The sequence below is a fragment of the Kribbella steppae genome (assembly GCF_004342025.1).
In the GTDB taxonomy this organism is placed as follows: Bacteria; Actinomycetota; Actinomycetes; order Propionibacteriales; family Kribbellaceae; genus Kribbella; species Kribbella steppae.
This window is the reverse complement of record NZ_SLWN01000001.1, coordinates 337,352-363,212: the sequence shown is the minus strand read 5'-3', so window position 1 is coordinate 363,212 and position 25,861 is coordinate 337,352. Positions and strand designations below refer to the sequence as shown.

Here is a 25,861-nt window from a genome sequence, read left to right as displayed (position 1 = left end):
CGCGACCGCTCGGCGTGATCGAATACGGACGTGTTTCTGACGCTTGCCACCGACTTTGCCGGAGTTGACGCGCCCGCGAGCGATTTCGGGTTCCTGTTGCACAAGAATCCGGCGCGACCGCAGGGCATCGAGATCACCGGTGGCACCGCGCAGGTGTTTTACCCGGAAGCATCAAACGATCGTTGTACGGCGGCGGTGCTGCTCGAGATCGACCCGATCGCGCTGGTGCGAGCCGGCCGCGGTAAGGCCGCGGAAGGTTTCACCCTCGGCCAGTACGTGAACGACCGCCCGTACGCCGCCTCCAGCCTGCTCGCCGTCGCACTCGGGAAGCTTTTCCGTACGGCGATGAACGGCCGTTGCGACGCCCGTCCCGAGCTCGCCGCCCGGCCGATCCCGCTCGAGATCCACATCCCCGCGCTCCCGTGCCGAGGTGGTACTGAGCTGGCTGAGCGGATGTTCGGTCCGCTGGGTTGGACCGTCGACGCTCGCCCCGTGCCGCTCGACCGGGAGATCTCTGAGTGGGGTGATTCCCGGTACGTCGACCTGCGGCTGACCGGCGTACTCCGGCTGGCTGACGCACTCAATCACCTCTATGTGCTGCTCCCGGTCCTGGACGACGCCAAGCACTACTGGGTCGGGTCCGACGAGGTCGACAAGCTTGTTCGCGCCGGCGAGGGTTGGCTCGGTGCGCACCCGGAGAAGGACCTGATCTCCCACCGCTACCTGGCCCACCGGCGCTACCTCGCCGACACCGCCCTCGAACGCCTCGCCGAGGCCGACGGGCTCACCGAGCCACTGGCCGTTCCGGACGACGCGGAGGGTCCGGTGTCGCTCGCTGTTGAACGCCGTACGACGGTCGCCGCCGTCCTGAAGGAACTCGGTGCTCGGCGGATCGCGGATCTCGGCTGCGGTGAGGGCGCGCTGGTTGGTGAGCTGCTGAAGGACCCGATGGTCGGGGAGTTGTTCGCCACTGATGTCTCGGCGCGGGCGCTGATCAGCGCGAAACGGCGTCTGCACTACGACGAGCTCCCCGATCGCCAGCGGGAGCGGCTGCGCTTCCTGCAGTCGTCGGTGACGTACGCCGACCAACGGCTGGTCGGCCTGGATGCCGCCGTATTGATGGAGGTGATCGAGCACGTCGACCCCCCACGGCTGCCGGCTCTGGCCAAGGCCGTCTTCCAGGCCGCCCGCCCGGGCGCTGTCGTCGTCACCACCCCGAACAGCGAGTACAACGTGCGCTTCGAGTCACTCCCCGCCGGCAACTTCCGTCACCCCGACCACCGCTTCGAATGGACCCGGCCTGAATTCCATCAGTGGGCGACGCGGGTTTCTGAGCTGTACGGCTATTCGGTGGAGTTCCGTCCGGTCGGCGCGGTGGATCCGGAAGTCGGTCCGCCGACCCAGCTCGCTCTCTTCAAGCTCCAGGACAAGGTGGCCGGCTGATGGCGGCGATTTCGATTCCGGCGCTCTCTCTTGTCGTGCTGGTGGGTGCGAGTGGGTCGGGGAAGTCGACCTTTGCCCGGAAGCACTTCAAACCCACCGAGGTGATCTCCAGCGACTTCTGTCGTGGGCTGGTGTCCGACGACGAGAATGACCAGGCGGCGTCCAAGGACGCCTTCGAGGTGCTGAACTTCATTGCGGGTAAGCGGCTCGCGGCCGGCCGGCTGACCGTGATCGACGCGACCAACGTGCAGCCGGAGGCGCGCAAGGAGCTTGTCGCGCTCGCACGTGAGCACGATGTGTTGCCGGTGGCAATCGTTCTGGATCCGCCTGAGCGGGTGTGTGTCGAGCGCAACGAGCAACGACCGGACCGGCAGTTCGGTGCGAAGGTCATCGCCAGGCAGCGGTCACAGCTGAAGCGCGGTCTGCGCAGCCTCAAACGTGAGGGCTTCCGCACGGTGCACGTACTCGACAGCGTCGACGAGATCGATGCCGTCAGCATCGAACGGACCCGGCTGTTCAACGACCTCAAGGATCAGACTGGCCCGTTCGACATCGTCGGCGACATCCACGGCTGCCGTGCCGAGCTGGAGGAGTTGCTCACCAACCTCGGCTACGCCATCACCCGCGACGACGCCGGCCGTGCGATCGACGCCGTACATCCGGAACGTCGGGCGATCTTCGTCGGCGACCTGGTCGACCGCGGGCCGGACACTCCTGGCGTACTGCGCCTCGTCATGGGGATGGTTGCCAATGGCCACGCTTTCTGTGTGCCCGGCAACCACGAGGACAAGTTGCTCAAGGCGCTCAGAGGTCGCAACGTCAAGATCAGCCACGGTCTGGAGACGACGCTGGAACAGCTGGCGGGTGAGCCGCCGGAGTTCCGCGAAGCCGTCGAGACGTTCGTCGACGGCCTGATCTCGCACTACGTCTTCGACGGCGGCCGGCTGGTCGTGTCGCACGCCGGCCTGGTCGAGCGGATGCACGGCCGCGCGTCCGGCCGGGTCCGTTCCTTCTGCCTGTACGGCGAGACGACCGGCGAGACCGACGAGTTCGGGCTGCCGGTCCGCTACCCGTGGGCGAACGAGTACCGCGGTCGCGCCATGGTCGTCTACGGGCACACGCCGACGCCCGAGCCGGAGTGGATCAACAACACGATCTGCCTCGACACCGGCTGTGTCTTCGGCGGATCGCTCACCGCTTTGCGCTATCCGGAACGCGAACTGGCCTCGGTCCAGGCGGCGGAGGAGTACTACGCGCCGGCCAAGCCGTTGCACGTGGCAACCGCACCGGCCCGTGAGCCCGACGTACTCGAGCTCACCGACGTCACCGGCCGGCGGGTCATCGAGACGTCGACGCACGGGCGGCTCAGCATCCGCGCGGAGCAGGCCGGGGCCGCGCTGGAGGTGATGAGCCGGTTCGCGATCGACCCGCGGTTCCTGCTGTACCTGCCGCCGACGATGAGCCCGGTCACCACCTCACCCGAACCAGGGCTGCTCGAGCACCCGCTGCAGGCCTTCGAGACGTACCGCGGGCAGGGCGTCACCGAGCTGGTGTGCGAAGAGAAGCACATGGGGTCGCGGGCGGTCGTGCTGCTGACGCGGTACGACGACGTCGCGGAGAAGCGCTTCGGCCTGGCCGGACGCGGCGCGATCCACACGCGGACCGGACGGTCGTTCTTCGACGGGGCGCTGACCGACGAACTGCTGCTCGCGCTGCGAGGGGTCGTCGCCGAGGCCGGGATCTTCGACGAGCTCGACACCTCCTGGCTCCTGCTCGATGCCGAGCTGCTGCCGTGGAGCGCCAAGGCCGAGGACCTGCTCCGGAACCAGTACGCCGCTGTCGGTGCGGCCGCCCGTACGTCGTTGCCAGCGGCAACCGCAGCGCTGGAGGCAGCCGTCGCCGCCGGGCTCGACGTGGGCGATCAGTTGGCGCGGATCAAGCGTCGTACGACGAACGCGGAGCGCTTCACCGAGGCGTACCGACGGTACTGCTGGCCGACTGCCGGGCTCGACGGGGTCCGGCTGGCGCCCTTCCAGGTGCTGGCGTCGGAAGGTACGACGTACCAGGACAGACCGCATGCGTGGCACCTCGGGATCGCGGACCGACTGGTGGCTGTTGGGCCGTCGCTGATCACGCCGACTCGGCGACTCTTCGTTGATGCCGGCAACTGGGACGCCGGGATCACGTGGTGGGAGGAGCTCACCGCGGCGGGTGGCGAGGGGATGGTGGTGAAGCCGGCCGCCAACCTGACGCGGACGGCGAAGGGGTTGGCGCAGCCGGGGCTGAAGGTGCGTGGGCAGGAGTACCTGCGGCTCATTTACGGACCGGACTACACCGAGCCGGCCAACTTCGAGCGCCTCCGCGACCGGAACCTCGGCCACAAACGCTCGCTCGCGCTGCGTGAGTACGCGCTCGGTCTCGAGGCGCTGGAACGAGCCGCCCGCGGCGAACCGCTCTGGCGCATCCACGAATGCGTCTTCGCCGTCCTCGCCCTCGAGTCGGAGCCGGTCGACCCGCGCCTCTAGCTCACCCGGTCACGCGTCGAACGCCGACGAAGATGCCGGTCGCCAGCAGGAGAGCGCTGCCACGAGGTAGGCCCAGGCGGTCAGCACCCAGACGAGGGGCAGGGTCATGCGGCGGCGGCGGTGGCGCGGAAGAGGCCCGCGGCGGGGGTGGCGGGTGCGGCGGCGTAGATCGAGGGGCGGTCCGCTCATGCCGACCACCTTGGACCACCGAAGGGGGCAGTGGGTCGCGGCGGAAGTTGTGTCCGGCGTGTAAACGTCTTTCGTCTTCTCTTGGCAAGGTGTGACATTGCACTTAGGGTCTGTGCAATGTCACACGGTACTGGAGTGCTTGGATGAGTGGAGCGGTGCGGGCTGGTCGCGGAGTGGTGCTGCCTGTGGGTGAGGTGGAGCTGACGGGCGGGCTGCTGGCGGACTGGCAGCGGCGGAATCGGGAGGCGACGGTTCCGCATGCGATCGCGGAGTTGCGGAAGGCGGGCAACCTGGAGAACCTCCGCCGCCTGGCCGACCCGTCGGTCGGGGCGTACCGGGGGCGGTACCCGTTCCTCGACACCGATCTCTACAAGACGCTCGAAGGGCTCGCCTACGAGATCGGCCAGGACGACGCGCCGGCCGGAGCGCGGGAGTTCTTCGACGAAGTGGTCGAACTTCTCGAGCAGGCGCAGGCCGAGGACGGCTACCTGAACTCGTACTTCCAGGACCCGGACCAGCCCAACCAGCCGTGGTCCGATCTCGGCTGGGGACATGAGCTCTACAACCTCGGTCACCTGATCCAGGCCGCCGTCGCGGCGAATCGTCGACTGGGCGACCGCCGATTGTTGACAATCGCCACCCGGTTCGCGGACCTCGTCGTCCGCAAGTTCGGCAAGGACGGCGAGGAGGTCGTGGACGGGCATCCCGAGGTCGAGATGGCGCTGGTCGAGTTGTATCGAGAAACCGGCACCGCGGACTACCTCACCCAGGCTCAGTTGTTCGTCGACCGTCGTGGTCAGGGGAAGCTGAAGCACACGATCTTCCCGGCCGAGTACTTCCAGGACAACGCGCCGTTCCGCGAACTCCCCTCGGTCACGGGTCACGCCGTCCGGATGGCTTATCTGGCAGCCGGTGCCGCGGATGTCTCTCTCGAGACCGACGACCCGACCCTGCTCGCGGCGCTGGAGCGGCTGTGGGACGACATGGTCGCGACCAAGCTGTACCTCACCGGCGGATTGGGCAGCCGGCACTCCGACGAGGCGATCGGCGACCGGTACGAGCTCCCGTCGGAGCGCGCCTACACGGAGACGTGTGCGGCGATCGCGACGATGCAGTGGGCGTGGCGGATGTTCCTTGCCACGGGCAAAGCGTCGTACCTCGATGTCTACGAGACCGTGCTCTACAACGCTTATGCCGTTGGGCTTTCGGCCGACGGTACGGCGTTCTTCTACGACAACCCGTTGCAGCGTCGGCCGGATCACGAGCAGCGGTCGGGCGCCGAGAGCGGTGGAGAGCCGTTGCGCCGGTCGTGGTTCGGCTGCCCGTGCTGCCCGCCGAACATCGTCCGCTGGATGTCCGAGCTCCAGGATCACGTCGCGGCGCAGCAGGGCGACACGCTGTACGTCGGTGTGTACGCCGATGCACGCATCACCACCGAGACCCTCGCCGTCACCGTCCGGACCAACTACCCGTGGGACGGCGAGATCACCATCACCGTCGACAGCGCGCCGGAGGACGAGCAGGCGATCGCTTTGCGGATCCCTGGGTGGTGCACCGGCGCCGAGATCGACGGTGCGGTGGTGAACGACGGCTGGGCGGTCGTGCGGCGGCGGTTCATTGCCGGGGACTCCGTTCGGCTGACGTTGCCGATGGCACCGAGGGCGCACGGTTCACATCCCTACCTGGATGCGACTCGAGGCGCGCTTGCTGTTGCCCGGGGCCCGCTGGTCTATTGCGTTGAGCAACAAGACGTGCTGACACCGGTCGACGACCTGTTGCTGACGCCCGCTGCTGTGGCCGGTGCGACCGCGTATCAGCGGTCGGTGGTGGACGGCGTACCGGAGGCCCTCGTCCTCGAACTCACAGCGGGTGTCGCGTCGGCACCGTCTCCCGAGCTTTATCCCGTGATCACTGATCAAGAAGCCCAGACCGCCATCAGCGAAGTGCCGGCGACCTTCGTCCCGTACTTCCTCTGGGGAAACCGTCAGGCCCTGGCCATGCGTGTGTGGCTACGCGCCGCGAACTGAAAGAGAAGGCACATGAAGAGATCCATGCGAGTGCCCCGCGTCGGAGCACTACTGGGGCTCGCGCTGTCCGGAGTGCTGGTGCTCAGCGCCTGCTCGGGTGGTGGCGCGACCGGTGCCGCCGACTCGTCGGCCGGTCCGGGCGGCGAGACCGCGAAGGGCGGAACGCTCCAGGTGCTCGCGAACGCGGGCTTCTCCCACCTCGACCCCGCCCGGGGTTTCGACGGTGGTGTCAACAACTTCTACCGGCTGATCTACCGGACCCTGACCACTCAGGGCGCCGCACCCGGTGCCGACGGCACCAAGATCGTCCCCGACCTGGCGACCGACACCGGCAAGCCGTCCGAGGGCGGTAAGACCTGGACCTTCACGCTGAAGGACGGGCTGTTCTTCGAGAACGGTGCGCCGATCACCAGCGCGGACGTGAAGTGGGGTGTGTCCCGGGCCTGGGACCCCGAGGTCGGCATCGGATCGCCGTACGCGAAGCAGATCATCGACGCGCCGGCGACCTACCAGGGGCCGTACAAGTCGGGTGACCTGCCGACGATCGCGACACCGGATGCGAAGACGATCGTCTTCCACCTGAAGAAGCCGTACGCCGACTTCGGCAGCGTGGTCGCGCAGAACACCTTCGTACCGGTGCCGAAGGGCCAGGGCGCGGGCAACCAACTGGACAGCAAGCCGATCTCGTCCGGTCCGTACAAGCTGGCCGAGTACAAGCCGGGCGCGTCGCTCAAGCTGGTCCGCAACGACAAGTGGGACAAGAAGACCGATGAGGTCCGGACTGCGAACCCGGACGCGTTCCAGTGGACCTTCGGTCTCGACCCGGCCACCATCGACGAGCGGATGATCGCCGGCCAGGGCACCGATATCAACGCGATCGCGGGCACCGTCCAGGCCGCCTCGGTGGCCCGGATCCAGACCCCGCAGCTCAAGCAGCGCACGATGACCGGTCTCGGCGGCTGTACGACGTACATGGGTCTGAACATCACCAAGAAGCCGCTGAACGACGTCCGGGTCCGGCAGGCGATCAACCTCGCGGTGAACAAGCAGACCGTGCGCGACGCGGTCGGCGGTTCGACGCTGGCCGACATCGCCACCAGCATCCAGCCGCCGACCGTGGCCGGCCGGGTGGACTACGACCCGTACCCGAGCCCGGACCACAAGGGCGACATCGAGAAGGCCCGGGCGCTGCTCACCGAGGCCGGCGTCGCGAACGGCTTCACCCTGACCCTCGACACCCGGACACAGCCGAAGATGCAGGCGATGTCGGTGGCGGTCCAGCAGGCGCTGGAGCCGCTGAAGATCACCGTCAAGATCAACCCGATCGACACCTCGACGTACTACGAGGTGATCGGTACGCCGTCACAGCAGAAGGACATGGCGATCACCGGCTGGTGCCCGGACTGGCCGTCCGGTGCGACGTTCCTGCCGCCGCTGTTCGACGGCCGCAACATCACCACCAAGGGCAACTCGAACCTGTCCCAGCTGAACGACAAGGGCGTCAACGCGAAGATCGACGAGATCGCCAAGCTGACCGACGTGACCGCGGCGAACGCGGCGTACGGCGAACTGGACAAGCAGATCATGGCGCTCGCCCCGGTCGTCCCGCTGCTGTACGAGAAGGTGCTGATGCTGGTCGGCACCAACATCGCCGGCGCCTACCTGCACGACGGGTTCTCCGGTGGGATCGACCTGGTCTCGGTCGGTCTCGCGGACGCCGGGAAGTAGCCGATGACCGCGAGCCCGGTACTGCTCGAGGTCGAGGAGGTGGGGACCCCGGCTCCGGCCGGCGGTCCCCCGACCTCGAGCCGGCGGATCCTCACCACCATCACCCGGGACAAGGGCGCGCTGGCCTGCGTGCTGTTCCTGGCGATCGTGCTTCTGATGGCGGTCGCCGCGCCGCTGATCACCAAAATCAGCGGCTGGGGGCCGTACGAGTTCGACTCCGCCGCGATCAACTCAGATCTCGGCGGCGTCCCGCACGGCGCGCTCGGCGGGATCAGCGCGGACCACTGGTTCGGCGTCGAGCCGCAGAACGGTCGCGACCTGTTCGCCCGGATCGTGTACGGCGCCCGCGTCTCGATCACGATCTCGCTGTCGGCGACCCTGCTGACCGGGATCCTCGGGGTCGTGTTCGGCATGCTGGCCGGGTTCTACCGCGGTTGGGTCGACCAGGTGATCTCGCGGCTGATGGACTTCCTGATGGCGTTCCCGGCGCTGATCTTCATGATCGCGATCCTGTCCTCGCTGCCGGCCGGGAACCGCCCGGTGCTGCTGGTGATCGTGATCAGCGCGTTCGGCTGGCCGTACCTGGCCCGGGTGATCCGCGGTCAGACGATGACGCTGGCCAATCGTGAGTTCGTCGAGGCGGCCAAGGCGTCCGGTGCGAAGGACTCCGCGGTGGTGTTCCGGGAGATCCTGCCGAACCTGCGGGGCTCGATCATCGTGATGACGACACTGGCCATTCCCGGCTACATCGGGACCGAGGCCGGCCTGTCCTTCCTCGGCGTCGGTGTCTCACCGCCAACCGCGTCCTGGGGCCAGATGATCGCGAGTTCGGTGAGCTGGTACTCGGTCGACCCGATGTTCTTCGCGATCCCCGGAGTGTTCCTGTTCCTCACCGTGCTGTCGCTGACCGTCCTCGGCGACAAGATCCGCTCGGTCGTCGACCAGGGAGAGGCCGCATGACTGTGCTTTTGGCCGGGCCTTCGGCGCCGGCGTGGTCATGGGGCCTTGCCTCCCGGCCTTCCCTCGTCACTCCAGTCGCTTCGCTCCCTGCGCTCCTCAGTCCAGGCCGGGAGGCCCCATGACCCGCTATGTACTCGGTCGTCTTGGGGGAGTGGTGTTCATCCTGCTGGCCGTCTGTCTGTTCACCTACCTGATCTTCTTCAAGCTGTCCCCGGATCCCGCGGTGATGATCTGCGGCAAGACCTGTACGCCGGAGCGCATCGACTCGATTCGCGACGTGCTGGGTCTGAACCAGCCGATCCTGACCCAGTTCTGGGAGTTCCTGCAGGGCATCTTCGTCGGCCGCGACTACGGGTCCGTGCATTGCTCGGCGCCCTGTCTGGGTTACAGCTTCCAGACCAACGAGTCGGTCTGGAAGATGATCACCGCGCGGCTCCCGGTCAGCATCACGGTCGCCGTCGGCGCCGCCGTACTGTGGCTGCTGGCCGGCGTGATCGGCGGTCTGATCAGTGCGATCAAACAGGGCACCTGGTGGGACCGTACGGCGATGGCGCTCGCGCTCGGCGGTGTGAGTGTGCCGAACTACGTGCTGGCGCTCGTGCTCCAGTTCGTGCTGGTGGTGAAGCTGCAGGTGCTGCCGTTCCCGTCGGCGCCGGCGTTCGCGGACAACCCGATGCTGTGGTTCGAGTCGTACATCATGCCGTGGACGGTCCTGGCCGTCGGTTATGCCTGTCTGTACGCGCGGTTGACCCGTTCCAACGTGATCGACACGTTGTCCGAGAACTACTTCCGGACCGCCCGGGCCAAGGGCCTGAGCCGGCCGCTGATCATGCGGCGGCACGCACTCAGGCCGGCCCTGACCCCGATCACCACGATCTTCGGGATGGACTTCGCCGGCCTGCTCGGCGGTGCGCTGATCACCGAGACCGTGTTCGGGCTGAACGGGATCGGCAAGATGGCAGCCGACTCGATCGCCAAGAACGACCAGCCGGTGATCATGGCGGTCACCCTGCTGGCCGCCTTCTTCGTTGTCATCGGCAACGTCGTCGTCGACCTCGTCTACACCGCCCTCGACCCGAGAGTGAGGGTGACCACGTCATGAAGGATGACCTGTTCGTGGTGGAGGACCTGACTGTCACGTTGCCGACCGGGGGTGGTCCGGTGGACGTGGTGAAGAACGTGTCCTTCACGGTCGGCCGCGACGACACGCTCGGCATCGTGGGCGAGTCCGGGTCGGGCAAGTCGATGACGGCGCTCGCCGTACTCGGGTTGCTCCCTCGGGGCGCGCGGACCACGGGGAGCATCCGGCTGGACGGCACGGAGTTGCTCGGGCAGTCCGACCGGGAACTGCAGTCGGTGCGCGGCAACCTGATCTCGATGGTGTTCCAGGATCCATTGTCGTCCCTGAATCCTTACTACACGGTGGGGCTGCAGATCGAGGAGATGTACCGGGCGCATCGCGGTGGTTCGCGCCGGGCGGCCCGGCGGGTGGCGATCGAGGCGCTGGAACGGGTCAGCATTCCCGATCCGGCCCGGCGGATCGACCATTATCCGCACCAGTTCTCCGGTGGCCAACGGCAACGAATCATGATCGCGATGGCGTTGTGCTGCTCGCCGTCGCTGCTGATCGCGGACGAGCCGACGACCGCACTCGACGTCACCGTGCAGGCGCAGATCCTGGAGCTGCTGGCCGAGCTGCAGTCGACCACCGGCACCGGGATGATCTTCATCACCCACGACCTGGCCGTGATCAGCTCGATCGCCCAGCGGGTGCTGGTGATGTGCGAAGGCGACGCGGTCGAGTACGGCACGGCCGAGCAGGTGTTCTCGAATCCGCAGCACGACTACACGCGGACGCTGCTGGACGCCGTACCGAGGATCGATGACGCGGTGCCAGCCGAAAGTAGGGCCGTATGACGTTGCTCAAGGTTCGTGAGCTGACCAAGCAGTTCGTCAGTCGGGGCGAAGGTTTGGCGGCCCGCAAGTCGGCGTTCACCGCGGTGGACAACGTCAGCTTCGATGTCGAGCTGGGCGAGACGTTGGCGATCGTGGGGGAGTCGGGCAGTGGGAAGTCGACCACCGCGCGGATCGCGGCCCGGTTGCTGGAGCCGACCAGCGGGACGGTCGAGTTCGACGGGCAGGACGTGACGCGGGCGAGTGGCAAGGAGCTGGCCCGGTTCCGGAACGACGTGCAGGTGGTGTTCCAGGATCCGTTCTCGTCGCTGAACCCGCGGTACACGGTTGAGCGGATCATCACCGCGCCGCTGACCTACCAAGGGATCGCGCCTGCGGGCGGCCGGCGCGCGTTCGCGCAGGAGCTGATGGAGCGGGTCGGGCTGAACCCGGACCACTGCCAGCGGTACCCGGCCCAGTTCTCCGGTGGTCAGGCGCAGCGGATCGGGATCGCCCGGGCACTCGCGGTGAACCCGAAGCTGGTGATCTGCGACGAGGCGGTGTCCGCCCTCGACGTGTCGATCCAGGCCCAGGTGCTTCAGCTGCTGATGCGGCTGCAGCGGGAGAGCGGGTTCAGCTACATCTTCATCGCGCACGACCTGGCCGTCGTACGGCAGATCTCGCAGCGGGTCGCGGTGATGAACAAGGGCAGAATCGTGGAGCTGGGGTCACGCGACCAGGTGTTCGGCGAACCCCGCGACGACTACACGAAGACGTTGCTGGCCGCCGTACCCCGGATCAATCCGGAGTGGGACCGGCGGCGTCGGGCTAGGGAGGCTCGATGATCAGCTACACGATCCCGGGGATGCACGTCCGGGAGCACACGGTCGAGGTGCCGCTCGACTGGTCGAACCCTTCGGAGACGATCACGGTCTTCGCGCGGGAGCTCGTCGACCCGGTCCGGCAGGACGAGGACCTGCCGCTGCTGCTGTTCCTGCAGGGCGGGCCGGGCGGCAAGTCGCCGCGGCCGACCGAGCCGTCAGGGTGGATCGGGCAGGCGCTGAAGACTTATCGGGTGATCCTGTTCGACCAACGGGGCACAGGTCGCAGTACGCCGATCTCCGGGCGGCGGATGGCGTCGTTCGCCACCGCCGAGGAGGGCGCCGACTACCTGGCCTGCTTCCGGGCGGACTCGATCGTGCGCGACGCCGAGCACCTGCGTACGACGGTCTTCGGCAGCAACAAGTGGTCGACACTCGGCCAGAGCTACGGCGGATTCCTCACGCTGACCTATCTCTCGCAGGCGCCCTCGGGTTTGACGGCTTGCTACGTCACCGGCGGGCTGGCCTCGATCGATCCGTCGGCGGCCGAGGTCTACCGGCGGACGTATCCCCGGGTGGCCGCGAAGAACCGCGAGTTCTACCGGCGCTATCCGCACAACGTGAAGCGGATCGGCGCGATCGCGGATCGGCTCGCGGCGGACGACGTACGGCTGCCGGACGGTGATCGGCTGACGGTACGGCGTTTCCAGTCGCTCGGGATCGACTTCGGGATGAAGCCCGGGTACGAGCGGATGCACTGGTTGGTGGACGAGGCGTTCGACGGTGACGAGCTGTCGGACACGTTCCTGAGTCAGGTGATGGACCGGTCGTCCTACAGCGGCGGGCCGTTGTTCGCGGCATTGCAGGAGAGCATCTACGGGTCCGGCGCCGGTGCCACGAGCTGGGCGGCCGAGGCGGAGCGGGGGCTGCATCCGGAGTTCGCGGAGGACGCGCGGCCGCTGCAGTTCACCGGCGAGATGATGTACCCCTGGATGTTCGCGGAGATCCGGGTGTTGCGACCTTTCCAGGCTGCGGTCGAGGCGTTGGCTGCGCGCGGGCAGTGGTCGTCGTTGTACGACCTGGACAGGCTGGCGGCGAACGACGTACCGGTCGCTGCGGCGGTGTACTACGACGACATGTACGTCGACTCCGGGCTGCAACTCGACACCGCAGCGCGGGTGGGGAACATGCAGGCCTGGGTGACGAACGAGTACGAGCATGACGGGCTCTCGTCGGAGCGGGTGTTCAACCGTCTGACCGAGCTGGTCCGGTCGGTGGGTGGCGGCGTACGGGCGGGTTGAGCGGTCTGATCCCAGATGAGTGCCCCACAATGGGGCCGGACGATGCGGGGAGGTGATCGGATGTCGGCCGATTCGATCGGGCCGTTGCCGAGTGTGCGGCGGCTGAAACAGCGGGAGAACCTGCGCGACAGCGTGGCCAACGCGCTGCGCGCTGCGGTGATCTCCGGCGAGCTGGTGCCGGGGGAGGTGTACTCGGCGCCGATGCTCGGCGCGCGGTTCGGGGTGTCCGCGACGCCGGTGCGCGAGGCGATGCTGGACCTGGTCCGCGAGGGCCTGGTGATCTCGCTGCGGAACAAGGGCTTCCGGGTCACGGAGATGTCCGACGACGACCTGGACAACCTGGCGTCGCTGCGACAGCTGATCGAGCCGCCGACGATCCGGGACGTCGTACCGGTGGTTCCGGCGGAGGACTTCCCCCGGTTGCGGGCGCTGGCCGAGGAGATCGTGGTGGCGGCTGAGGCGGGGGACCTGATCGCCTACATCGAGGCGGACCGGGTCTTCCACGTGACCCTGCTGGCGTACTCCGGTAACCAGAAGCTGGTCGACGTCGTCTCCGACCTCCGCTCCCAGACGCGCCTGCTCGGCCTCACCCCGCTGGTCGAGAGCGGCCGGTTGGTGCAGTCCGCCGCCGAGCACCACGAGCTGATGGACCTGGTCGAGGCCCGCGACGCCGAGGGAGCCGAGCAGTCGATGCGCCGGCACATCGGCCATGTCCGCGGTCTGTGGGCCAGCAACCCCGAAGGCTAGAGACAGTCGCCGAGGCTTGAACAGGAAATGGCTGGCTCGGACAGGTTATTTCCTGTGCCAGCCCACCAGAAGGTGTTCAAGCCCCGGCGGTCGGGGCTCAGTTGAGGTGGAGGGCTTCGGCGGCGGTGGTGGCGGCGGGGGAGCCGTAGGCGGCGGCGAGGCGCTTCAGGAAGGTGGGGCGGTCGAGGGTGTACTCCTGGGTGCCGACGGTTTCGAGGACTGTGGTGGCCAGGGTGCAGCCGATCTGGGCGGCGGCTTCGTGGTCGAGGCCCGCCGCGCGGCCGGTGAGGTAGCCGGCCCGGAAGGCGTCACCGCCGCCGGTGGGGTCGACCAGGCCCGGAGCCGGGACGGCCGGGACCTTGGCCAGGATGCCGCCGGCGTTCTCGATCACGACACCGTCGCCGCCGTGGGTGCTGACGCGTACGCCGACGCGCGCCAGGATCTCCTCGTGGCTCCAGCCGGTCTTCTGCACCATCAGGCCGGCTTCGTACTCGTTGCTGAACAGGTACTGCGCCCCGTCGATGAGCCGCTTGATGTCGTCGCACTCCATCCGGGCCAGCTGCTGCGACGGGTCCGCGGCCACCGCGATCCCGTTCGCCTTGGCCAGCTCGGTGTGCTTGAGCATGCCCTCCGGGTCGTCCGCGCCGATCAGGACCAGGTCGATCCCGCCGGTCGCGGCATGGATCGCCCCGAGGTCGAGCTCCCGCGCCTCGGCCATCGCACCGGTGTAGAACGAGGCGATCTGGTTCGCGTCCAGGTCCGTCGTACAGGTGAACCGGGCCGTGTGGACGTTCTCGCACACGCGCACATGGGACACGTCCACGCCGGCTTCGGTGAGGGCGGCGCCGTACTCGGCGAAGTCGGCGCCGACCGAGCCGACCAGCAGCGACGGCTGGCCGAGCTGGGCCATTCCGTAGCAGATGTTCGCGCCGACGCCACCGCGGTGGACGACCAGCTCGTCGACCAGGAAGGACAGGGAGACCTTGTGCATCTGTTCCTCGAGGAACTGGTCCTTGAACCTGCCCGGGAACGTCATCAGGATGTCGGTCGCGATCGAACCGGCGACGGCGATGCGCATGCGGGGTGCTCCTCAGTGGGGTGGGTGCGCGGCGTTTGGGCAACCCATAGAGACTACAGGCGACCGATCTAATACACCGAAGGCAGGATTCGATGGGTAATCAGGTGCTGGTGACCGACGAATTACACGACTACATGGTCGCGCACGGGATGCCGCTGGACGAGATCGCAGCCGACCTGGTGGCCGAGACCGGGCAGCTCGGCGAGGTGTCCGTGATGCTCACCACCGCCGACCAGGCGGCACTGCTGACCACGCTGACCCGGCTGATCTCGGCCCGCCGGGCGGTCGAGATCGGCACCTTCACCGGGTTCTCCGCGCTGGCGATCTCGCGCGGGCTGCCGGACGACGGGCAGCTGATCTGCCTGGACGCGAGCGAGGAGTGGACCTCGATCGGCCGCAAGTACTGGGAGCGGGCCGGTGTCGCCGAGCGGATCGAGGTACGGATCGGCGACGGGCACGCACTCGCGGCCGAGCTGGACGGGTCGTTCGACCTGGCCTTCGTGGACGCGGACAAGCCGGGGTACATCGACTACTTCGAGCGCCTGGTGCCGCTGATCCGGCCGAACGGGCTGATGCTGTTCGACAACACGCTGGCCGCCGGCCGGGTCGTCGGCCAGCACTCACACGACCCCGTCGACCGCAAGGAGTTCAACGCGCACATCGCCAAGGACGACCGGGTCGACGTGGTCATCCTCGGCATCGGCGACGGGCTCACCCTGGTCCGCAAGAAGTGAGCAAGGCCGCGGCTCGGTTGAGCGTGAAGGAGTTGCAGCACAAGTACGGCGACCGCCCGGTCATCGAGGGTCTGACGTTCACCCTGGCCGCTGGTCAGGCGATCGCCCTGGTCGGGCCGAACGGCGCCGGCAAGACGACCGTGCTGAAATGCATCGTCGGCTCGGCCGAACCGGCAGCGGGCAAGATCCTGCTCGACGGCCAGCCGATCGACGAGCGCGCCGAGACGGTACGACGCGACGTCGCCACGCTGCTCGACGACCTCGACTTCTTCCCGGACCTGACCGCGGCCGAGCACCTGGACCTGCTCGCCCGCGCCCACGGCAACCCGGAGCCGGAGGACCTGGTCGACACCCTCCTCGACGACATCGGGCTGCTGCCGGCCGCCGATCAGCTGCCGGGATCGCTGTCCTCGGGTCAGCGCCGTCGCCTCGCGTTGGCGACGGCGCTGGTCCGCCCGCGCACGCTGATGGTGCTGGACGAGCCCGAGGCGCGGCTGGACACCGACGGCGTGCAGTGGTTGTCGGATCGCCTGATCGCGGAGAAGCAGTCCGGTACGGCGATCCTCTTCGCCAGCCACGACCCGGCCCTGGTCGAAGCCGTCGCCGACTCCGTCGTCACCCTGACACCGCTCCCATGACGGTGCTTTTGGCCGGGCCTTCGGCGCCGGCGTGGTCATGGGGCCTAGCTCCCGGCCTTCCCTCGTCACTCCGGTCGCTTCGCTCCCTGCGCTCCTCGGTCCAGGCCGGGGGCCCCATGACCGGGCTCCTCGGTCCAGGCCGGGAGGCCCGATGACCTCTGCTGAGGGGCCGGTCGTCTTCGATCCGGCTGACTTCGGTGCGATCCCGGCGTCGCGATCGGTGCGGGCCTGGATGCGCACGACCCGGCGCAGGCACGCGGACCGCTCGTTCTGGCAGGTCTTCGAGAACGTCTACCTGGTCATCTTCACGCTCGCGATGGTCGGCGCGACCGGCGGTAACGTCGTCCGGCACCTGAACGAGAACGCGGCGCACTGTACGTCGCGGGCCTGCCTGGATCTGGCCTACTACCTGCCCTGGATCCTCGTGCCATTGCTGGTAGCAACGACGTTGCGGGTGCTGCTGAGCGTCGGACCCGTGTCGGCGTCGCGAGCAGCAGGCTTCTGGTTGCTCGCCACTCCGGTCAACCGGACGGCCCTGCTGCGGCCGGCGTACTGGTGGATGATCGGGAGCGTGGCCGTGGCCGGCGCGCTGGCCTCGGTGATCTCCTGGGCACTGCTCGGCGCACAGTTGCGGTCGATCGGGGAAGCCTCGGTGCTGACGGCTTCGCTGCTGGTCGGTGCCGCGTGTGTGACGGTCTGGGCGCAGCAGTCCGCGGTGCGCGCCAAGTGGACGCTGCGCGTCGCCGATGTCCTGCTGGTCGCCGCCGCGATCCCCGCGGTCTGGCTCGCGACCCAGCGTGACTCCAACGACGTGCAGCAGACCGCGAACGTGATCCTCACCTTCGAGGACGTCCGGTCCGTCGATTCCTGGCTGACAGCTGAGACCGCGCGGTTCCTGGTGGTGGGCGTGGTCTGTCTGGTCGTGGTCCTGGCGTTGGTGATCGTCACCGCGCGGACCCTCGCCAATCTGACCCGAACCACTGTGATCGCCGGGGGAGAGCTCCTGGCCGGGCTGGCGGGTGCGGCCAGCAGCCTGGACATCAGCATGCTGGCCGACGTCGTCGCCGGTCGGCACTGGCGGTTGAAGGGGCGCGTCCGGTCGCGGCGGGGTCGCGGGTCCCACGGTGGGGCAGTTGTCTACCGGGAGTTCCTGCGGATCCTGCGGTGGCCTCGACGGCTGATCATCGGGTGTGCGTTGCTGGTCGTCCCGTATGCCGTTGCGGGCACGGGCGTCCAGGTCCTCGTCCCGGTCGCGGCCGGGTTCGCCGGCTTCGTCGCCATCCGCCCGCTGATGGATGGGCTGAGGTCGGTCTGCCGGTCCACCGGGCTGGTCCGGGCCCTCGGCATGGATCTTCGCGAACTCCGGGTCATCATGGCGGTCGTCCCCGCGGGCTTCACCCTTTTGTGGGCCTTGCTCGCCTTCCCTGCCCTGGGCGACGGCGCGACCACCTTCGCCGTTGCCGCCGGCATCATCGCTGGCGCCGTACGCCAGGCCTCAGCGCGACCGCCGTCGTACTCAGGGCCTCTGGTCGCCTCCCCGATGGGCGCCATCCCACCCGGCATGTTCTCCCAGCCCATCCGCGGCTTCGATCTGCTGCTGCTCTGCCTGGCCCCGGTCCTCCTCGGCCTCAGCTCCACCTGGGTGCTGGCGATCCCGGCCTTCGTCCTGGCCGTGATGTTCTCCATCCGACCGAAATCCGACTGAGAACCTGCTGACACGCCCCTCCTGCTGCTGCTGATCGGGCCGTTCGTCCTGGTGATCGGCTGGCTGGCCGGCGTCTGGCTGTTGTGGACCTCCGACCGCTGGACCCGAGGCCAGAAGTTGGCCGGCACGCTGGCCTGGCCACTCGGCTACGCCGCCGCGCTGGTCAGCGACTACGTTCTCTTCAACCCGCTGTGGGTGAGCCTACTGGTCGCCAACCTGATCACGATCGGCATTCTCGTCGTGCTGGCCATGACCGCCCGCCCAGGACGATCCAGCGCTGTCCGGAGTGCCCCGGCCGGCGCCCAGCCGGTTGCCTCAGGCAACAGCTAGATCTCGTGGGCGAGCCATTTCTTGTCGATTTCGCCGGGCAGGTCGACGTCGTGCTGGCGGGCGAGTAGGAGGAGTTGGCAGAAGACGTCGGCGAACTCCTGGTGGAACGTGTCGCGGATCTGTGCCGGGCTGAGTCCCTTGGCGCGAGCGCGGCCAGTGTGCTGGAGGTACGCCTGGGTCAGCTCACCCATCTCCTCCTGCAACTTGAGCAGGAACCAGTCCGGATCCCGCTCGAAGCCGAGAAACTCGCCGTACCGCACCGACAACTTCTCCAACCGCTCCGACAGCTCACTGATATCCACCCACCTACCCAACCAGCCCCCGCCGACACAGAATGGGCGGGTGGATGGGGTGGCGTGGTTGTTGGGGTCGGGGGAGCCGGCGGTGCGGGGGATGGCTCGGCGGGATCTGGTTGGGCGGCCGCACGGCGAGGATGTGCTGAGTGGGCCTAAGGTGCGGGCCCTGCTTGATGGTGCGTGCGGGGACAAGCGGGCCTACAAGAAGTGGACCGGGGCGCACTGGCGGATTGTGTCGTTGGTGGAGTTGGAGGTGCCCGCGGGCGAGCCGCGGGCGGTGGCGGCTGCGGAGTACGACCTGGCCGAGGTGATGCGGTCCCTGCGGTACGGCGTGAGCGTCGTCGACGGACTGGTACGGCGGTGTGGGTCGATCGAGGGCAACACGCTCGGGGCGTGCAGTCGGCTGGGGATGGCGGATGATCCGCGCGTACAGCAGTTGGCCGAGGGGCTGCTGGAGTGGCAGTGGCCCGATGGCGGCTGGAACTGCGACCGCAACGCGTCTGGCCGGCGGTCCTCGTTCCACGAGACGCATGCGGCTGCCTGGGGGCTGCACGAGTACCACCGCGCGACAGGTGACACCGCTGCGCGTGATGCCGCCGTACGGGCTGGGGAGTTGTTCCTGGAGCACCGGGTGTTCCGCAGCCTGTCGACCGGCGAGGCCATCAACAAGAGGTGGCTGCGGCCGAGCTATCCGCCGTACTGGCACTACGACATCCTGCAGGCGCTGCTGGTGTTGTCGCGGCTCGGACTGGTGCAGGACGAGCGAGCTGGTGACGCGCTGGACGAGTTGGAGCGGCAGCAGCAACCGGATGGTCGCTGGCACGCGGGGCAGCAGTGGTGGAGTCGGCCGGGTGCCGACCGTACGCCGGAAGTCGTCGACTGGGGGCGCACTGGGCCGAACGAGATGATCACCCTCAACGCCCTGCGGGTGCTCAAAGCCGCAGGACGCTGAAGGGCGCTGCTGTTACTGCTGCGGGCTGGGGTTGGGCTCCGGGTCCGAACCCGACTCCGGCTGACCAGCCGGCTCGGGGTCCGCGCTTGCCGCCGGCGCGCTCCCGTCGGCAGCCGGCGCGCTCCCGTCGGCAAGGGAGGCGTCCGGCGTCGTGTCGACGGTCGGCAGCTCCTCCGGTTCCGGGAGCAGGAGGTAGGGCTCCGCGCTGGGGTCGGGCTCCGGCCCGGGGTCCGGGGCAGGCTTCGGCTCGGTGTTCGTCGGGAAGTTGTCGGGTGCCGTCGCCCAGACCGCGGCCGCGGCGCGCTGGGCGTCGGCGGCGTCGGTCTGGCGCTCGTAGTTCTTGATGTCGAGCGCGTACGCCTTCACCACCGCGGACAGGTCCGTGCGCAGTTGCCGGTGCACCCAGAGGGCGTAGGCCTGGCTGCGGGCCTCGATGAAGTTCTTCAGTTCCTGCATCTGGGCGGGGGTCATGTCGTCCTCCGACGAAGTTGGGGTGAAGTCGCCGCGGGCGATCGCGGCCCGGGCGGCCGGGCCGGGACAGTCGGTACCGTCCGGCCGGACCGCGGAGTGCGGCCGGATCGCCGTACCGCGGGGGAAGAATCTGCGGAAGTCGGCGATCACCCCGCGGGTGGTCGCCTTCATCGCGGCGGTCGGCTGCTCGCCGGTGACGAGCACCAGCAGGATCGCGCCGTACCGCTCGTTGAGATCATTGTTGCCATTGGCACCGGACTGGGTCCGCAACCCGCGCAGTGTCCAGGCCCGGCCGGCCTGGTCGACCGCGATCTGGTAGGCGATGTCGGACCAGCCCCGGTCGTCCATGTGGAAGTTCTGCCAGCCGCGCAACGCCGACGCGACCGCCGCCTTGCTGTGGATGACACTTGTCGATCCGGTCCCTGGCCAGTGGATCACCGCACCCTGGACCCGGGAGACCGTCAGGTTGCCCGGCCCGCCGTTCGGTGGCCGCGCGTTCCAGGCGGACCGCGGCAAATATGTGACCATCACGTGCTCCTCACATGCCTCACGAACACCGCTTACCCAGCGCTGGCGCTCGGTAATCAACCGATCACAATCGGCATGCGATCGTCAAGGGAAAAGGACGCACCGGGCGGGCGAGTTTCGTCCCAAGAGGCAGCACACTATCGGCCGGACGGCACCCGTGGTGTCAGGTCCGTGTCGTCAGGGCACGGCGTTTGGTCAGGACCCGTTCGTGAGCAGCGGGAGGAGCTGGTCGCCGATGCGGACGATCTCTTCGCGGTACGGCGTGTCGGACAGGACGAAGTGGGTGATGCCGAGGTCCTGGTACTTGCGCAGCGACTTCGCGACGTCGTCGGCCGAGCCGACAAGCCACGTCGTACCGGCGCCTCCGCCGCCGTACTTGCCGGGCGCGGTGTAGAGGTTGTCGTCGAGGACCTCGCCCCGCTCGGCCAGGTCCAGCAGCCGTTGCTGGCCGACCGCCTTGAACCAGCGGCGATCACGGGAGCCGTGAGCCTCGGCCATCTTCGCGACCTTCGCCTCCGCGTCCGCCCAGGCCTCCTCGGTGGTGTCACGGACGAGCGTGGTGATGCGCAGCCCGAACTCGAGTGGCGCGTGCTCACGCCCCAGCTCGGCCTCCAGTTGCCGCAGCGTGCTGATGCGCTCGGCGATTCCGTCCAGCGGCTCACCCCAGAACAGCTGCACATCCGCCTCGGTCGCGGCGACCCGCTGAGCGGCGTCGGACGCGCCACCGAAGTACAGCCGCGGGTGAAGCCTTCCCTCGCGTACGACGGGACGCGTCGCCACCGTGGATCCGGTGACCGAGAAGTACTCGCCCTCGTAGGTCACGTCCTCCTCGGTCCACAACCGCCGTACCAGTTGGAGGAACTCCTTGGTCCGTGCGTACCGCTGCGGCTGGTCGCCCTCACTGTCGCCGTACGCCGCCAAGTTGTCCTGCCCGGACACGATGTTCACCAGCACCCGACCGCCCGTCAGCTGGTCGAGCGTGCTCGCTGCCGACGCGAAGTGCGCCGGCCGCCAGTAGCCAGGCCGGATCGCGATCAACGGCTGAAAGGTCGTCGTCTGCGCAGCCAGCGCGGTCGCGACCGTGAACGTGTCAGGCCGCCCCCACCCGGTCCCGAGCAGCGCCCCACCCCACCCGTGGTCCTCGGTCAGCCGAGCCAGCTCGGTCAACCGCTCCAGACTGTTGTGCCCTCGTACGGCGTCATCCCCGCGATGCCCGGGATCGACCTGATTCGGGATGTACCAGAGGAAAGTCATGCAAAACAGTCTAAGTGCACTCGGATAGTCGACTTTGAGCTGTCTCGCCCGCTGGTCAAGCACACCCGGGCCACGCCATTGACATCGTTGTCCGGGGCGACCACGATACTCCAGCGAGACCTGATGAAACGTTTCCAACCTCGGTCAGCCGAACCGCCACGAAGCACTCGAGGAGATCCGATCATGGTGTTGAGTCGTCCGCGCGTTCTGTGCGCACTGATGGCCGGCGTGGTCACGCTGGCCGTCGGGCTGGTGTCCCTACCGTCTGCCGAAGCCGATCCGGCGGGAGGTGCCGACGGCCCGACGGCGACGGCGCGGGCCCGGGTCGCCGCCGACGTCCTGATGAGTTCGTACGAGCCGGTCAAGGCATGGTTCCCCTCCAGCTGGTGGAACTCCGCCGTCGCCCTGCAGACGATCGGCGACTACATGCAGCGCACCGGAGATCGCCGCTATCTGCAGCAGCTGGACAACACGTTCGAGAAGGACAAAGGCGTGTTCCCTGCGGGGTACCTGTCGGGTGATCCGCTGCTCGGGAACTTCACCAGCCGCGCCATCGACGACTCCGAGTGGTGGGCGCTGACCTGGATCCAGGCCTACGACCTGACCAAGCAGCGCAAGTACCTCGACATGGCGGTCACGATCGCGGAGTACGTCGAGGACTACTGGGACGACACCTGTGGCGGCGGTGTCTGGTGGGACGCCGAGCGGACCTACAAGAACGCCGTCACCAACGGCCTCTGGATCCGCCTCACCGCCGAGCTGCACAACCGGATCCCGGGTGACCGGCACTGGCTCGGCCGCGCGCAGCAGGGGTGGAACTGGTTCACGGGCAGCGGGATGATCAATTCCGGCGGCCTCGTCAACGACGGTCTGAACACCGGCACCTGCCAGAGCAACAACGACACGGTGTGGACCTACAACCAGGGCCTGGCGATCGGAGCCGGTCTCGAGCTGTGGCGGGCGACTCGGAACCCCGAGTTGCTGACCACCGTACGGCGGCTGGCCGACTCGGCGACCGGCGCCGGGGGACTGGTCTCGAACGGCGTCCTGACCGAGTCCTGCGATGTTCCGGGCAAGGTCTGCGACGACAACCAGAAGCAGTTCAAGGGCATCTTCATGCGCTACTGGATGGACCTGGCCGACACCACGCGCGACCCTCGGTACGCCGCCTTCCTCGCCAAGCAGGCCGCCAACGTCTGGGACAGCGACCGTGACGCGGCTGGACGGCTCGGCCAGCGGTGGTCCGGTGCCACCAGTTCGGACAACCCGAACGTCTTCGACTGGCGTACTCAGGCCAGTGCGCTCAGTGCCTTGATCGCCGCCGTACCAGCGCTGCCGCCGGTGCAGTCGCTGTCAGCGGCCATGACTCCGGCCCAGCCGGTCGTGATGCCCGCGAGCGGGAGTGCGACCCACGTCGCGCTCGTGGCCGGGCTCCAAGCCAGGGCACCGGCGGGACAGGTGATCAAGACCGAGGTACGAGCCACCGGCCCCACTGGCTGGACCGTGACCCCGAGCCGGGCAACCGTGACGCTTCGCCCCACGGGAAACGCCGTACCCGCGCGGGCGAACGTTGAGCTCGACGTGGCGATTCCCGCTGGTACGCCGGACGGCCGCTACCCCGTGACCGTGACCGCGACGTCCGGTCCGCTGCTGTCGTTCAGCACGCAGGCCGAGATCCTGGTGGCGCACACCGCGGACTTCGACACCGGTACGGCGGCGGAGAGCCCGTGGCTGTGGGACGCCGGCGGCTCACAGAGCAACGGGATCCAGAACCGTTTCGCCGACGGTCATGCGTACTTCGTCTACCGCTTCCCGTTCCCGTCCGACACCACCTCGGCGTCCGCCACGCTGACGCTCGACAACGAGTACGTCGTCGAGGTGAGCGGCGACGGTCAGCAGTGGACCACTGTCGCGCGAGAGACCGAGCACGTCCACGACGGCCAGAACAAGGCCACCCAGACGTTCGACCTGACCCCCCACCTCGGCCCGAACAAGGCTGCCTACATCCGCATCTCCGACTCATTCCCCGACGAAGGCTGGGGCGGCCGGGTGTACCACGTCACCGCGACGTACACCGGCTAGCAGAAACGAGACCGGCGGCCTACCCGGAACCCAGGTTCCGGGTCGGCCGTCTGCTGCGGGGTGGCTGAGCGGCTGAGCGTCGAGGGCCGGGTTGTGGACGGTCGGCGTACTCATCGAACAGGATGGGCCTATGGAGGACGTGCGCTCTCTGACCATCTCGGTCATGCTCGCAGTCGAGGACGTTCCGGCAGCCGTCGATTGGTACCGCACGGCGATCGGGGCGGAGCTTCAATGGGACCTCGGGTCGGTGGCGGGATTGCGGGTCGCCGGTGCGCCGCTTCTCCTCGGTGAACCTGGCAACAACGGCTGGGCCGCGCCGGCGGTGCTGGGGACGACCTCGACCCGAATCGAGGTCTTCGTCGCGGATCCCGATGCGTTCGTAGGTCGCGCGGTCGCTGCTGGAGCGACAGCGGTAGATCCGATCGAGGTTCATTCCATGCCGTGGGGTCCGCACAGGCAAGGCACGTTCACAGATCCGTTCGGGCACCTCTGGTTCGTGGGCGATCACAGCCCACTGGATGCCTGACGCACAGCGGCGGCCACTGTGCCGGAGCACAGCAGCCGCCGCTGGTGTTTCGGAGTTCTGAACTCAGACGTCGTAGTAGAGCTCGAACTCGTGGGGGTGGGGGCGGAGCTGGATCGGGGCGATTTCCTGCTCGCGCTTGAGGTCGACCCAGGTCTCGATCAGGTCGGAGGTGAACACGTCACCCTCGAGCAGGAAGGCGTGGTCGGCCTCGAGGGAGTCGATCACGGCCGGCAGCGAGGTCGGCACCTGCGCGATACCGGCGTGCTCCTCCGGCGGCAGCTCGTACAGGTCCTTGTCGACCGGGTCGGCCGGCTCGATCTTGTTGCGGATACCGTCCAGGCCGGCCAGCAGCTGGGCCGAGAAGGCCAGGTACGGGTTGGCGGACGGGTCGGGGCAGCGGAACTCGATCCGCTTGGCCTTCGGGTTCGAGCCGGTGATCGGGATCCGGATGCAGGCGGACCGGTTGCGCTGCGAGTAGACCAGGTTGACCGGCGCCTCGAAGCCCGGCACCAGGCGGTGGTAGGAGTTCACCGTCGGGTTGGTGAAGGCCAGCAGCGACGGGGCGTGCTTGAGCAGACCGCCGATGTACCAGCGGGCGACGTCGGACAGGCCGCCGTAGCCGGCCTCGTCGTAGAACAGCGCCTCGCCGTTGGAGAACAGCGACTGGTGGACGTGCATCCCGGAGCCGTTGTCGCCGAAGATCGGCTTCGGCATGAAGGTCGCGGTCTTGCCGGCCTGCCAGGCGGTGTTCTTGACGATGTACTTGAACTTCATCAGGTTGTCGGCGGTCTTCAGCAGCTCGTCGAAGCGGAAGTTGATCTCCGCCTGACCCGCGGTGCCGACCTCGTGGTGGGCGCGCTCGACCAGCAGACCGGACTTCTCCAGGTTCAGCGTGATCTGGTCGCGCAGGTCGCCGAAGTGGTCGGTCGGCGCGACCGGGAAGTAGCCGCCCTTGTAGCGGACCTTGTAGCCGCGGTTGCCGCCGTCCTCGACCCGGCCGGTGTTCCAGGCGCCGGCGACCGAGTCGATCGAGTAGTAGCCGGAGTTCTGCTTGGTCTCGAACCGGACGTCGTCGAAGACGTAGAACTCGGCCTCGGGTGCGAAGAACGCGGTGTCCGCGATACCGGTCGACTTCAGGTACTCCTGAGCCTTGCGGGCGATGTTGCGCGGGTCACGGCTGTAGGCCTCGCCGGTCAGCGGGTCGTGCACGAAGAAGTTGATCGCCAGCGTCTTCGTCCCGCGGAACGTGTCCAGGAAGGCAGTGGTCGGGTCGGGCAGCAGCTTCATGTCGGACTCGTGGATCTGCTGGAACCCGCGCACCGACGAGCCGTCGAACATCAGGCCTTCTTCGAAGACCTCAGGTCCGAACGACGACACCGGGACGGTGAAGTGCTGCATGATGCCCGGCAGGTCGGAGAACCGGACATCGATGATCTCGATGCCCTCGTCCTTGACGTAGGCGAGCAGCTCCTCAGCGCTGGAAAACATTCGTACTCCTCGGGGTGGCTCAGAGATTGCATCTGAACGTAGGGCCCGACGATTAACCCGTCGTGACCCTGATGTTTCGCGGATGTTACGCCCAGCGTGTCCGCGCTGACCCACTGGTGTACGGCGGTTACGCCCTGAGATATCC

General features: G+C 68.0%; 23 protein-coding genes. 17 read left to right on the top strand and 6 right to left on the bottom strand.

The window, feature by feature from the left end:
- Positions 1–30 precede the first annotated feature (30 nt).
- Positions 31–1,443, top strand: coding sequence for a 3' terminal RNA ribose 2'-O-methyltransferase Hen1 (locus EV652_RS01620; protein WP_132207141.1), 1,413 nt, complete (start codon positions 31–33; stop codon positions 1,441–1,443).
- Positions 1,443–3,968: a polynucleotide kinase-phosphatase gene (locus EV652_RS01615; RefSeq protein ID WP_132207140.1), complete on the top strand. Its 2,526-nt coding sequence runs from the start codon at positions 1,443–1,445 to the stop codon at positions 3,966–3,968. The genes EV652_RS01620 and EV652_RS01615 overlap by 1 nt, the downstream gene beginning before the upstream one ends.
- A 9-nt stretch (positions 3,969–3,977) precedes the next feature.
- Here EV652_RS01615 and EV652_RS01610 read toward each other — a convergent pair whose 3' ends face one another.
- On the bottom strand, positions 3,978–4,157 hold the full coding sequence (locus EV652_RS01610) for a hypothetical protein (protein ID WP_132207139.1): 180 nt from the start codon (positions 4,155–4,157) through the stop codon (positions 3,978–3,980).
- A gap of 143 nt (positions 4,158–4,300) precedes the next feature.
- Here EV652_RS01610 and EV652_RS01605 point away from each other — a divergent pair, with 143 nt between their 5' ends.
- The 8 genes from EV652_RS01605 to EV652_RS01570 all read left to right on the top strand — a co-directional run bounded on the left by EV652_RS01605 (position 4,301) and on the right by EV652_RS01570 (position 13,634).
- The gene (locus EV652_RS01605) at positions 4,301–6,184 is read left to right on the top strand and encodes a glycoside hydrolase family 127 protein (protein WP_132207138.1); all 1,884 of its coding nucleotides are present in this window, start codon (positions 4,301–4,303) and stop codon (positions 6,182–6,184) included.
- Between the two features lie 24 nt (positions 6,185–6,208).
- On the top strand, positions 6,209–7,912 hold the full coding sequence (locus EV652_RS01600) for an ABC transporter substrate-binding protein (protein WP_132207137.1): 1,704 nt from the start codon (positions 6,209–6,211) through the stop codon (positions 7,910–7,912).
- A 3-nt stretch (positions 7,913–7,915) separates the two neighbouring features.
- Complete coding sequence (locus EV652_RS01595; protein WP_132207136.1) at positions 7,916–8,872, top strand: ABC transporter permease; 957 nt, start codon at positions 7,916–7,918, stop codon at positions 8,870–8,872.
- Positions 8,873–8,990: 118 nt separating this feature from the next.
- A complete protein-coding gene (locus EV652_RS01590; RefSeq protein ID WP_132207135.1) occupies positions 8,991–9,974 on the top strand; it encodes an ABC transporter permease in 984 nt (327 codons plus the stop codon).
- Positions 9,971–10,789 carry an ABC transporter ATP-binding protein gene (locus tag EV652_RS01585; RefSeq protein WP_132207134.1) on the top strand — a complete coding sequence of 273 codons (819 nt, stop codon included), beginning with the start codon at positions 9,971–9,973 and terminating at the stop codon, positions 10,787–10,789. The genes EV652_RS01590 and EV652_RS01585 overlap by 4 nt, the downstream gene beginning before the upstream one ends.
- Positions 10,786–11,610 carry an ABC transporter ATP-binding protein gene (locus EV652_RS01580; RefSeq protein WP_132207133.1) on the top strand — a complete coding sequence of 275 codons (825 nt, stop codon included), beginning with the start codon at positions 10,786–10,788 and terminating at the stop codon, positions 11,608–11,610. Before EV652_RS01585 ends, EV652_RS01580 begins: the two co-directional genes overlap by 4 nt.
- Positions 11,607–12,887: an alpha/beta fold hydrolase gene (locus tag EV652_RS01575; RefSeq protein ID WP_132207132.1), complete on the top strand. Its 1,281-nt coding sequence runs from the start codon at positions 11,607–11,609 to the stop codon at positions 12,885–12,887. Before EV652_RS01580 ends, EV652_RS01575 begins: the two co-directional genes overlap by 4 nt.
- A gap of 60 nt (positions 12,888–12,947) precedes the next feature.
- The gene (locus EV652_RS01570) at positions 12,948–13,634 is read left to right on the top strand and encodes a GntR family transcriptional regulator (protein ID WP_132207131.1); all 687 of its coding nucleotides are present in this window, start codon (positions 12,948–12,950) and stop codon (positions 13,632–13,634) included.
- 97 nt (positions 13,635–13,731) lie between these two features.
- Here the strand turns inward: EV652_RS01570 and EV652_RS01565 are convergent, their stop codons facing one another.
- Entirely contained in the window at positions 13,732–14,712 is a 981-nt protein-coding gene (locus tag EV652_RS01565; RefSeq protein WP_132207130.1) for a carbohydrate kinase family protein, read from the bottom strand.
- Positions 14,713–14,804: 92 nt separating this feature from the next.
- Here EV652_RS01565 and EV652_RS01560 point away from each other — a divergent pair, with 92 nt between their 5' ends.
- The 4 genes from EV652_RS01560 to EV652_RS01545 all read left to right on the top strand — a co-directional run bounded on the left by EV652_RS01560 (position 14,805) and on the right by EV652_RS01545 (position 18,119).
- Positions 14,805–15,446 carry an O-methyltransferase gene (locus tag EV652_RS01560; RefSeq protein ID WP_132207129.1) on the top strand — a complete coding sequence of 214 codons (642 nt, stop codon included), beginning with the start codon at positions 14,805–14,807 and terminating at the stop codon, positions 15,444–15,446.
- Positions 15,443–16,084 carry a heme ABC exporter ATP-binding protein CcmA gene (gene ccmA / locus EV652_RS01555; protein WP_132207128.1) on the top strand — a complete coding sequence of 214 codons (642 nt, stop codon included), beginning with the start codon at positions 15,443–15,445 and terminating at the stop codon, positions 16,082–16,084. Before EV652_RS01560 ends, ccmA begins: the two co-directional genes overlap by 4 nt.
- A 151-nt stretch (positions 16,085–16,235) precedes the next feature.
- On the top strand, positions 16,236–17,789 hold the full coding sequence (locus tag EV652_RS01550) for a DUF6297 family protein (protein WP_132207127.1): 1,554 nt from the start codon (positions 16,236–16,238) through the stop codon (positions 17,787–17,789).
- A gap of 51 nt (positions 17,790–17,840) precedes the next feature.
- On the top strand, positions 17,841–18,119 hold the full coding sequence (locus EV652_RS01545; protein WP_132207126.1) for a hypothetical protein: 279 nt from the start codon (positions 17,841–17,843) through the stop codon (positions 18,117–18,119).
- Here EV652_RS01545 and EV652_RS01540 read toward each other — a convergent pair.
- The gene (locus EV652_RS01540; protein ID WP_199237951.1) at positions 18,116–18,421 is read right to left on the bottom strand and encodes a nucleoside triphosphate pyrophosphohydrolase family protein; all 306 of its coding nucleotides are present in this window, start codon (positions 18,419–18,421) and stop codon (positions 18,116–18,118) included. The genes EV652_RS01545 and EV652_RS01540 overlap by 4 nt on opposite strands.
- 40 nt (positions 18,422–18,461) lie before the next feature.
- On the opposite strand from EV652_RS01540, the gene EV652_RS01535 reads away from it, so the two are divergent.
- Positions 18,462–19,367, top strand: a complete 906-nt coding sequence (locus EV652_RS01535; RefSeq protein WP_132207125.1) for a glycoside hydrolase family protein — start codon at positions 18,462–18,464, stop codon at positions 19,365–19,367.
- Between the two features lie 12 nt (positions 19,368–19,379).
- Here EV652_RS01535 and EV652_RS01530 read toward each other — a convergent pair whose 3' ends face one another.
- Together EV652_RS01530 and EV652_RS01525 are read right to left on the bottom strand one after the other, a co-directional pair.
- Positions 19,380–20,366, bottom strand: coding sequence for an N-acetylmuramoyl-L-alanine amidase (locus tag EV652_RS01530; protein WP_132207124.1), 987 nt, complete (start codon positions 20,364–20,366; stop codon positions 19,380–19,382).
- Between the two features lie 195 nt (positions 20,367–20,561).
- A complete protein-coding gene (locus EV652_RS01525; RefSeq protein WP_132207123.1) occupies positions 20,562–21,620 on the bottom strand; it encodes an LLM class flavin-dependent oxidoreductase in 1,059 nt (352 codons plus the stop codon).
- Between the two features lie 183 nt (positions 21,621–21,803).
- Between EV652_RS01525 and EV652_RS01520 the strand changes: the two genes are divergently transcribed.
- Both EV652_RS01520 and EV652_RS01515 read left to right on the top strand, forming a co-directional pair.
- A complete protein-coding gene (locus EV652_RS01520) occupies positions 21,804–23,702 on the top strand; it encodes a glycoside hydrolase family 76 protein (RefSeq protein ID WP_132207122.1) in 1,899 nt (632 codons plus the stop codon).
- A 130-nt stretch (positions 23,703–23,832) separates the two neighbouring features.
- The gene (locus EV652_RS01515) at positions 23,833–24,228 is read left to right on the top strand and encodes a VOC family protein (protein WP_132207121.1); all 396 of its coding nucleotides are present in this window, start codon (positions 23,833–23,835) and stop codon (positions 24,226–24,228) included.
- Between the two features lie 63 nt (positions 24,229–24,291).
- Here the strand turns inward: EV652_RS01515 and glnA are convergent, their stop codons facing one another.
- A complete protein-coding gene (gene glnA, locus EV652_RS01510) occupies positions 24,292–25,716 on the bottom strand; it encodes a type I glutamate--ammonia ligase (protein WP_132207120.1) in 1,425 nt (474 codons plus the stop codon).
- Between the last annotated feature and the right edge of the window lie 145 nt (positions 25,717–25,861).

Coding starts and splice junctions, on each gene's coding strand:
- EV652_RS01615 (WP_132207140.1), top strand. CDS start 1,443: ATGGCGGCGATTTCGATTCCGGCGCTCTCTCTTGTCGTGCTGGTGGGT.
- EV652_RS01610 (WP_132207139.1), bottom strand. CDS start 4,157: ATGAGCGGACCGCCCCTCGATCTACGCCGCCGCACCCGCCACCCCCGC.
- EV652_RS01605 (WP_132207138.1), top strand. CDS start 4,301: ATGAGTGGAGCGGTGCGGGCTGGTCGCGGAGTGGTGCTGCCTGTGGGT.
- EV652_RS01600 (WP_132207137.1), top strand. CDS start 6,209: ATGCGAGTGCCCCGCGTCGGAGCACTACTGGGGCTCGCGCTGTCCGGA.
- EV652_RS01595 (WP_132207136.1), top strand. CDS start 7,916: ATGACCGCGAGCCCGGTACTGCTCGAGGTCGAGGAGGTGGGGACCCCG.
- EV652_RS01590 (WP_132207135.1), top strand. CDS start 8,991: ATGACCCGCTATGTACTCGGTCGTCTTGGGGGAGTGGTGTTCATCCTG.
- EV652_RS01585 (WP_132207134.1), top strand. CDS start 9,971: ATGAAGGATGACCTGTTCGTGGTGGAGGACCTGACTGTCACGTTGCCG.
- EV652_RS01580 (WP_132207133.1), top strand. CDS start 10,786: ATGACGTTGCTCAAGGTTCGTGAGCTGACCAAGCAGTTCGTCAGTCGG.
- EV652_RS01575 (WP_132207132.1), top strand. CDS start 11,607: ATGATCAGCTACACGATCCCGGGGATGCACGTCCGGGAGCACACGGTC.
- EV652_RS01570 (WP_132207131.1), top strand. CDS start 12,948: ATGTCGGCCGATTCGATCGGGCCGTTGCCGAGTGTGCGGCGGCTGAAA.
- EV652_RS01565 (WP_132207130.1), bottom strand. CDS start 14,712: ATGCGCATCGCCGTCGCCGGTTCGATCGCGACCGACATCCTGATGACG.
- EV652_RS01560 (WP_132207129.1), top strand. CDS start 14,805: ATGGGTAATCAGGTGCTGGTGACCGACGAATTACACGACTACATGGTC.
- EV652_RS01550 (WP_132207127.1), top strand. CDS start 16,236: ATGACCTCTGCTGAGGGGCCGGTCGTCTTCGATCCGGCTGACTTCGGT.
- EV652_RS01530 (WP_132207124.1), bottom strand. CDS start 20,366: ATGGTCACATATTTGCCGCGGTCCGCCTGGAACGCGCGGCCACCGAAC.
- EV652_RS01525 (WP_132207123.1), bottom strand. CDS start 21,620: ATGACTTTCCTCTGGTACATCCCGAATCAGGTCGATCCCGGGCATCGC.
- EV652_RS01520 (WP_132207122.1), top strand. CDS start 21,804: ATGGTGTTGAGTCGTCCGCGCGTTCTGTGCGCACTGATGGCCGGCGTG.
- EV652_RS01515 (WP_132207121.1), top strand. CDS start 23,833: ATGGAGGACGTGCGCTCTCTGACCATCTCGGTCATGCTCGCAGTCGAG.
- glnA (WP_132207120.1), bottom strand. CDS start 25,716: ATGTTTTCCAGCGCTGAGGAGCTGCTCGCCTACGTCAAGGACGAGGGC.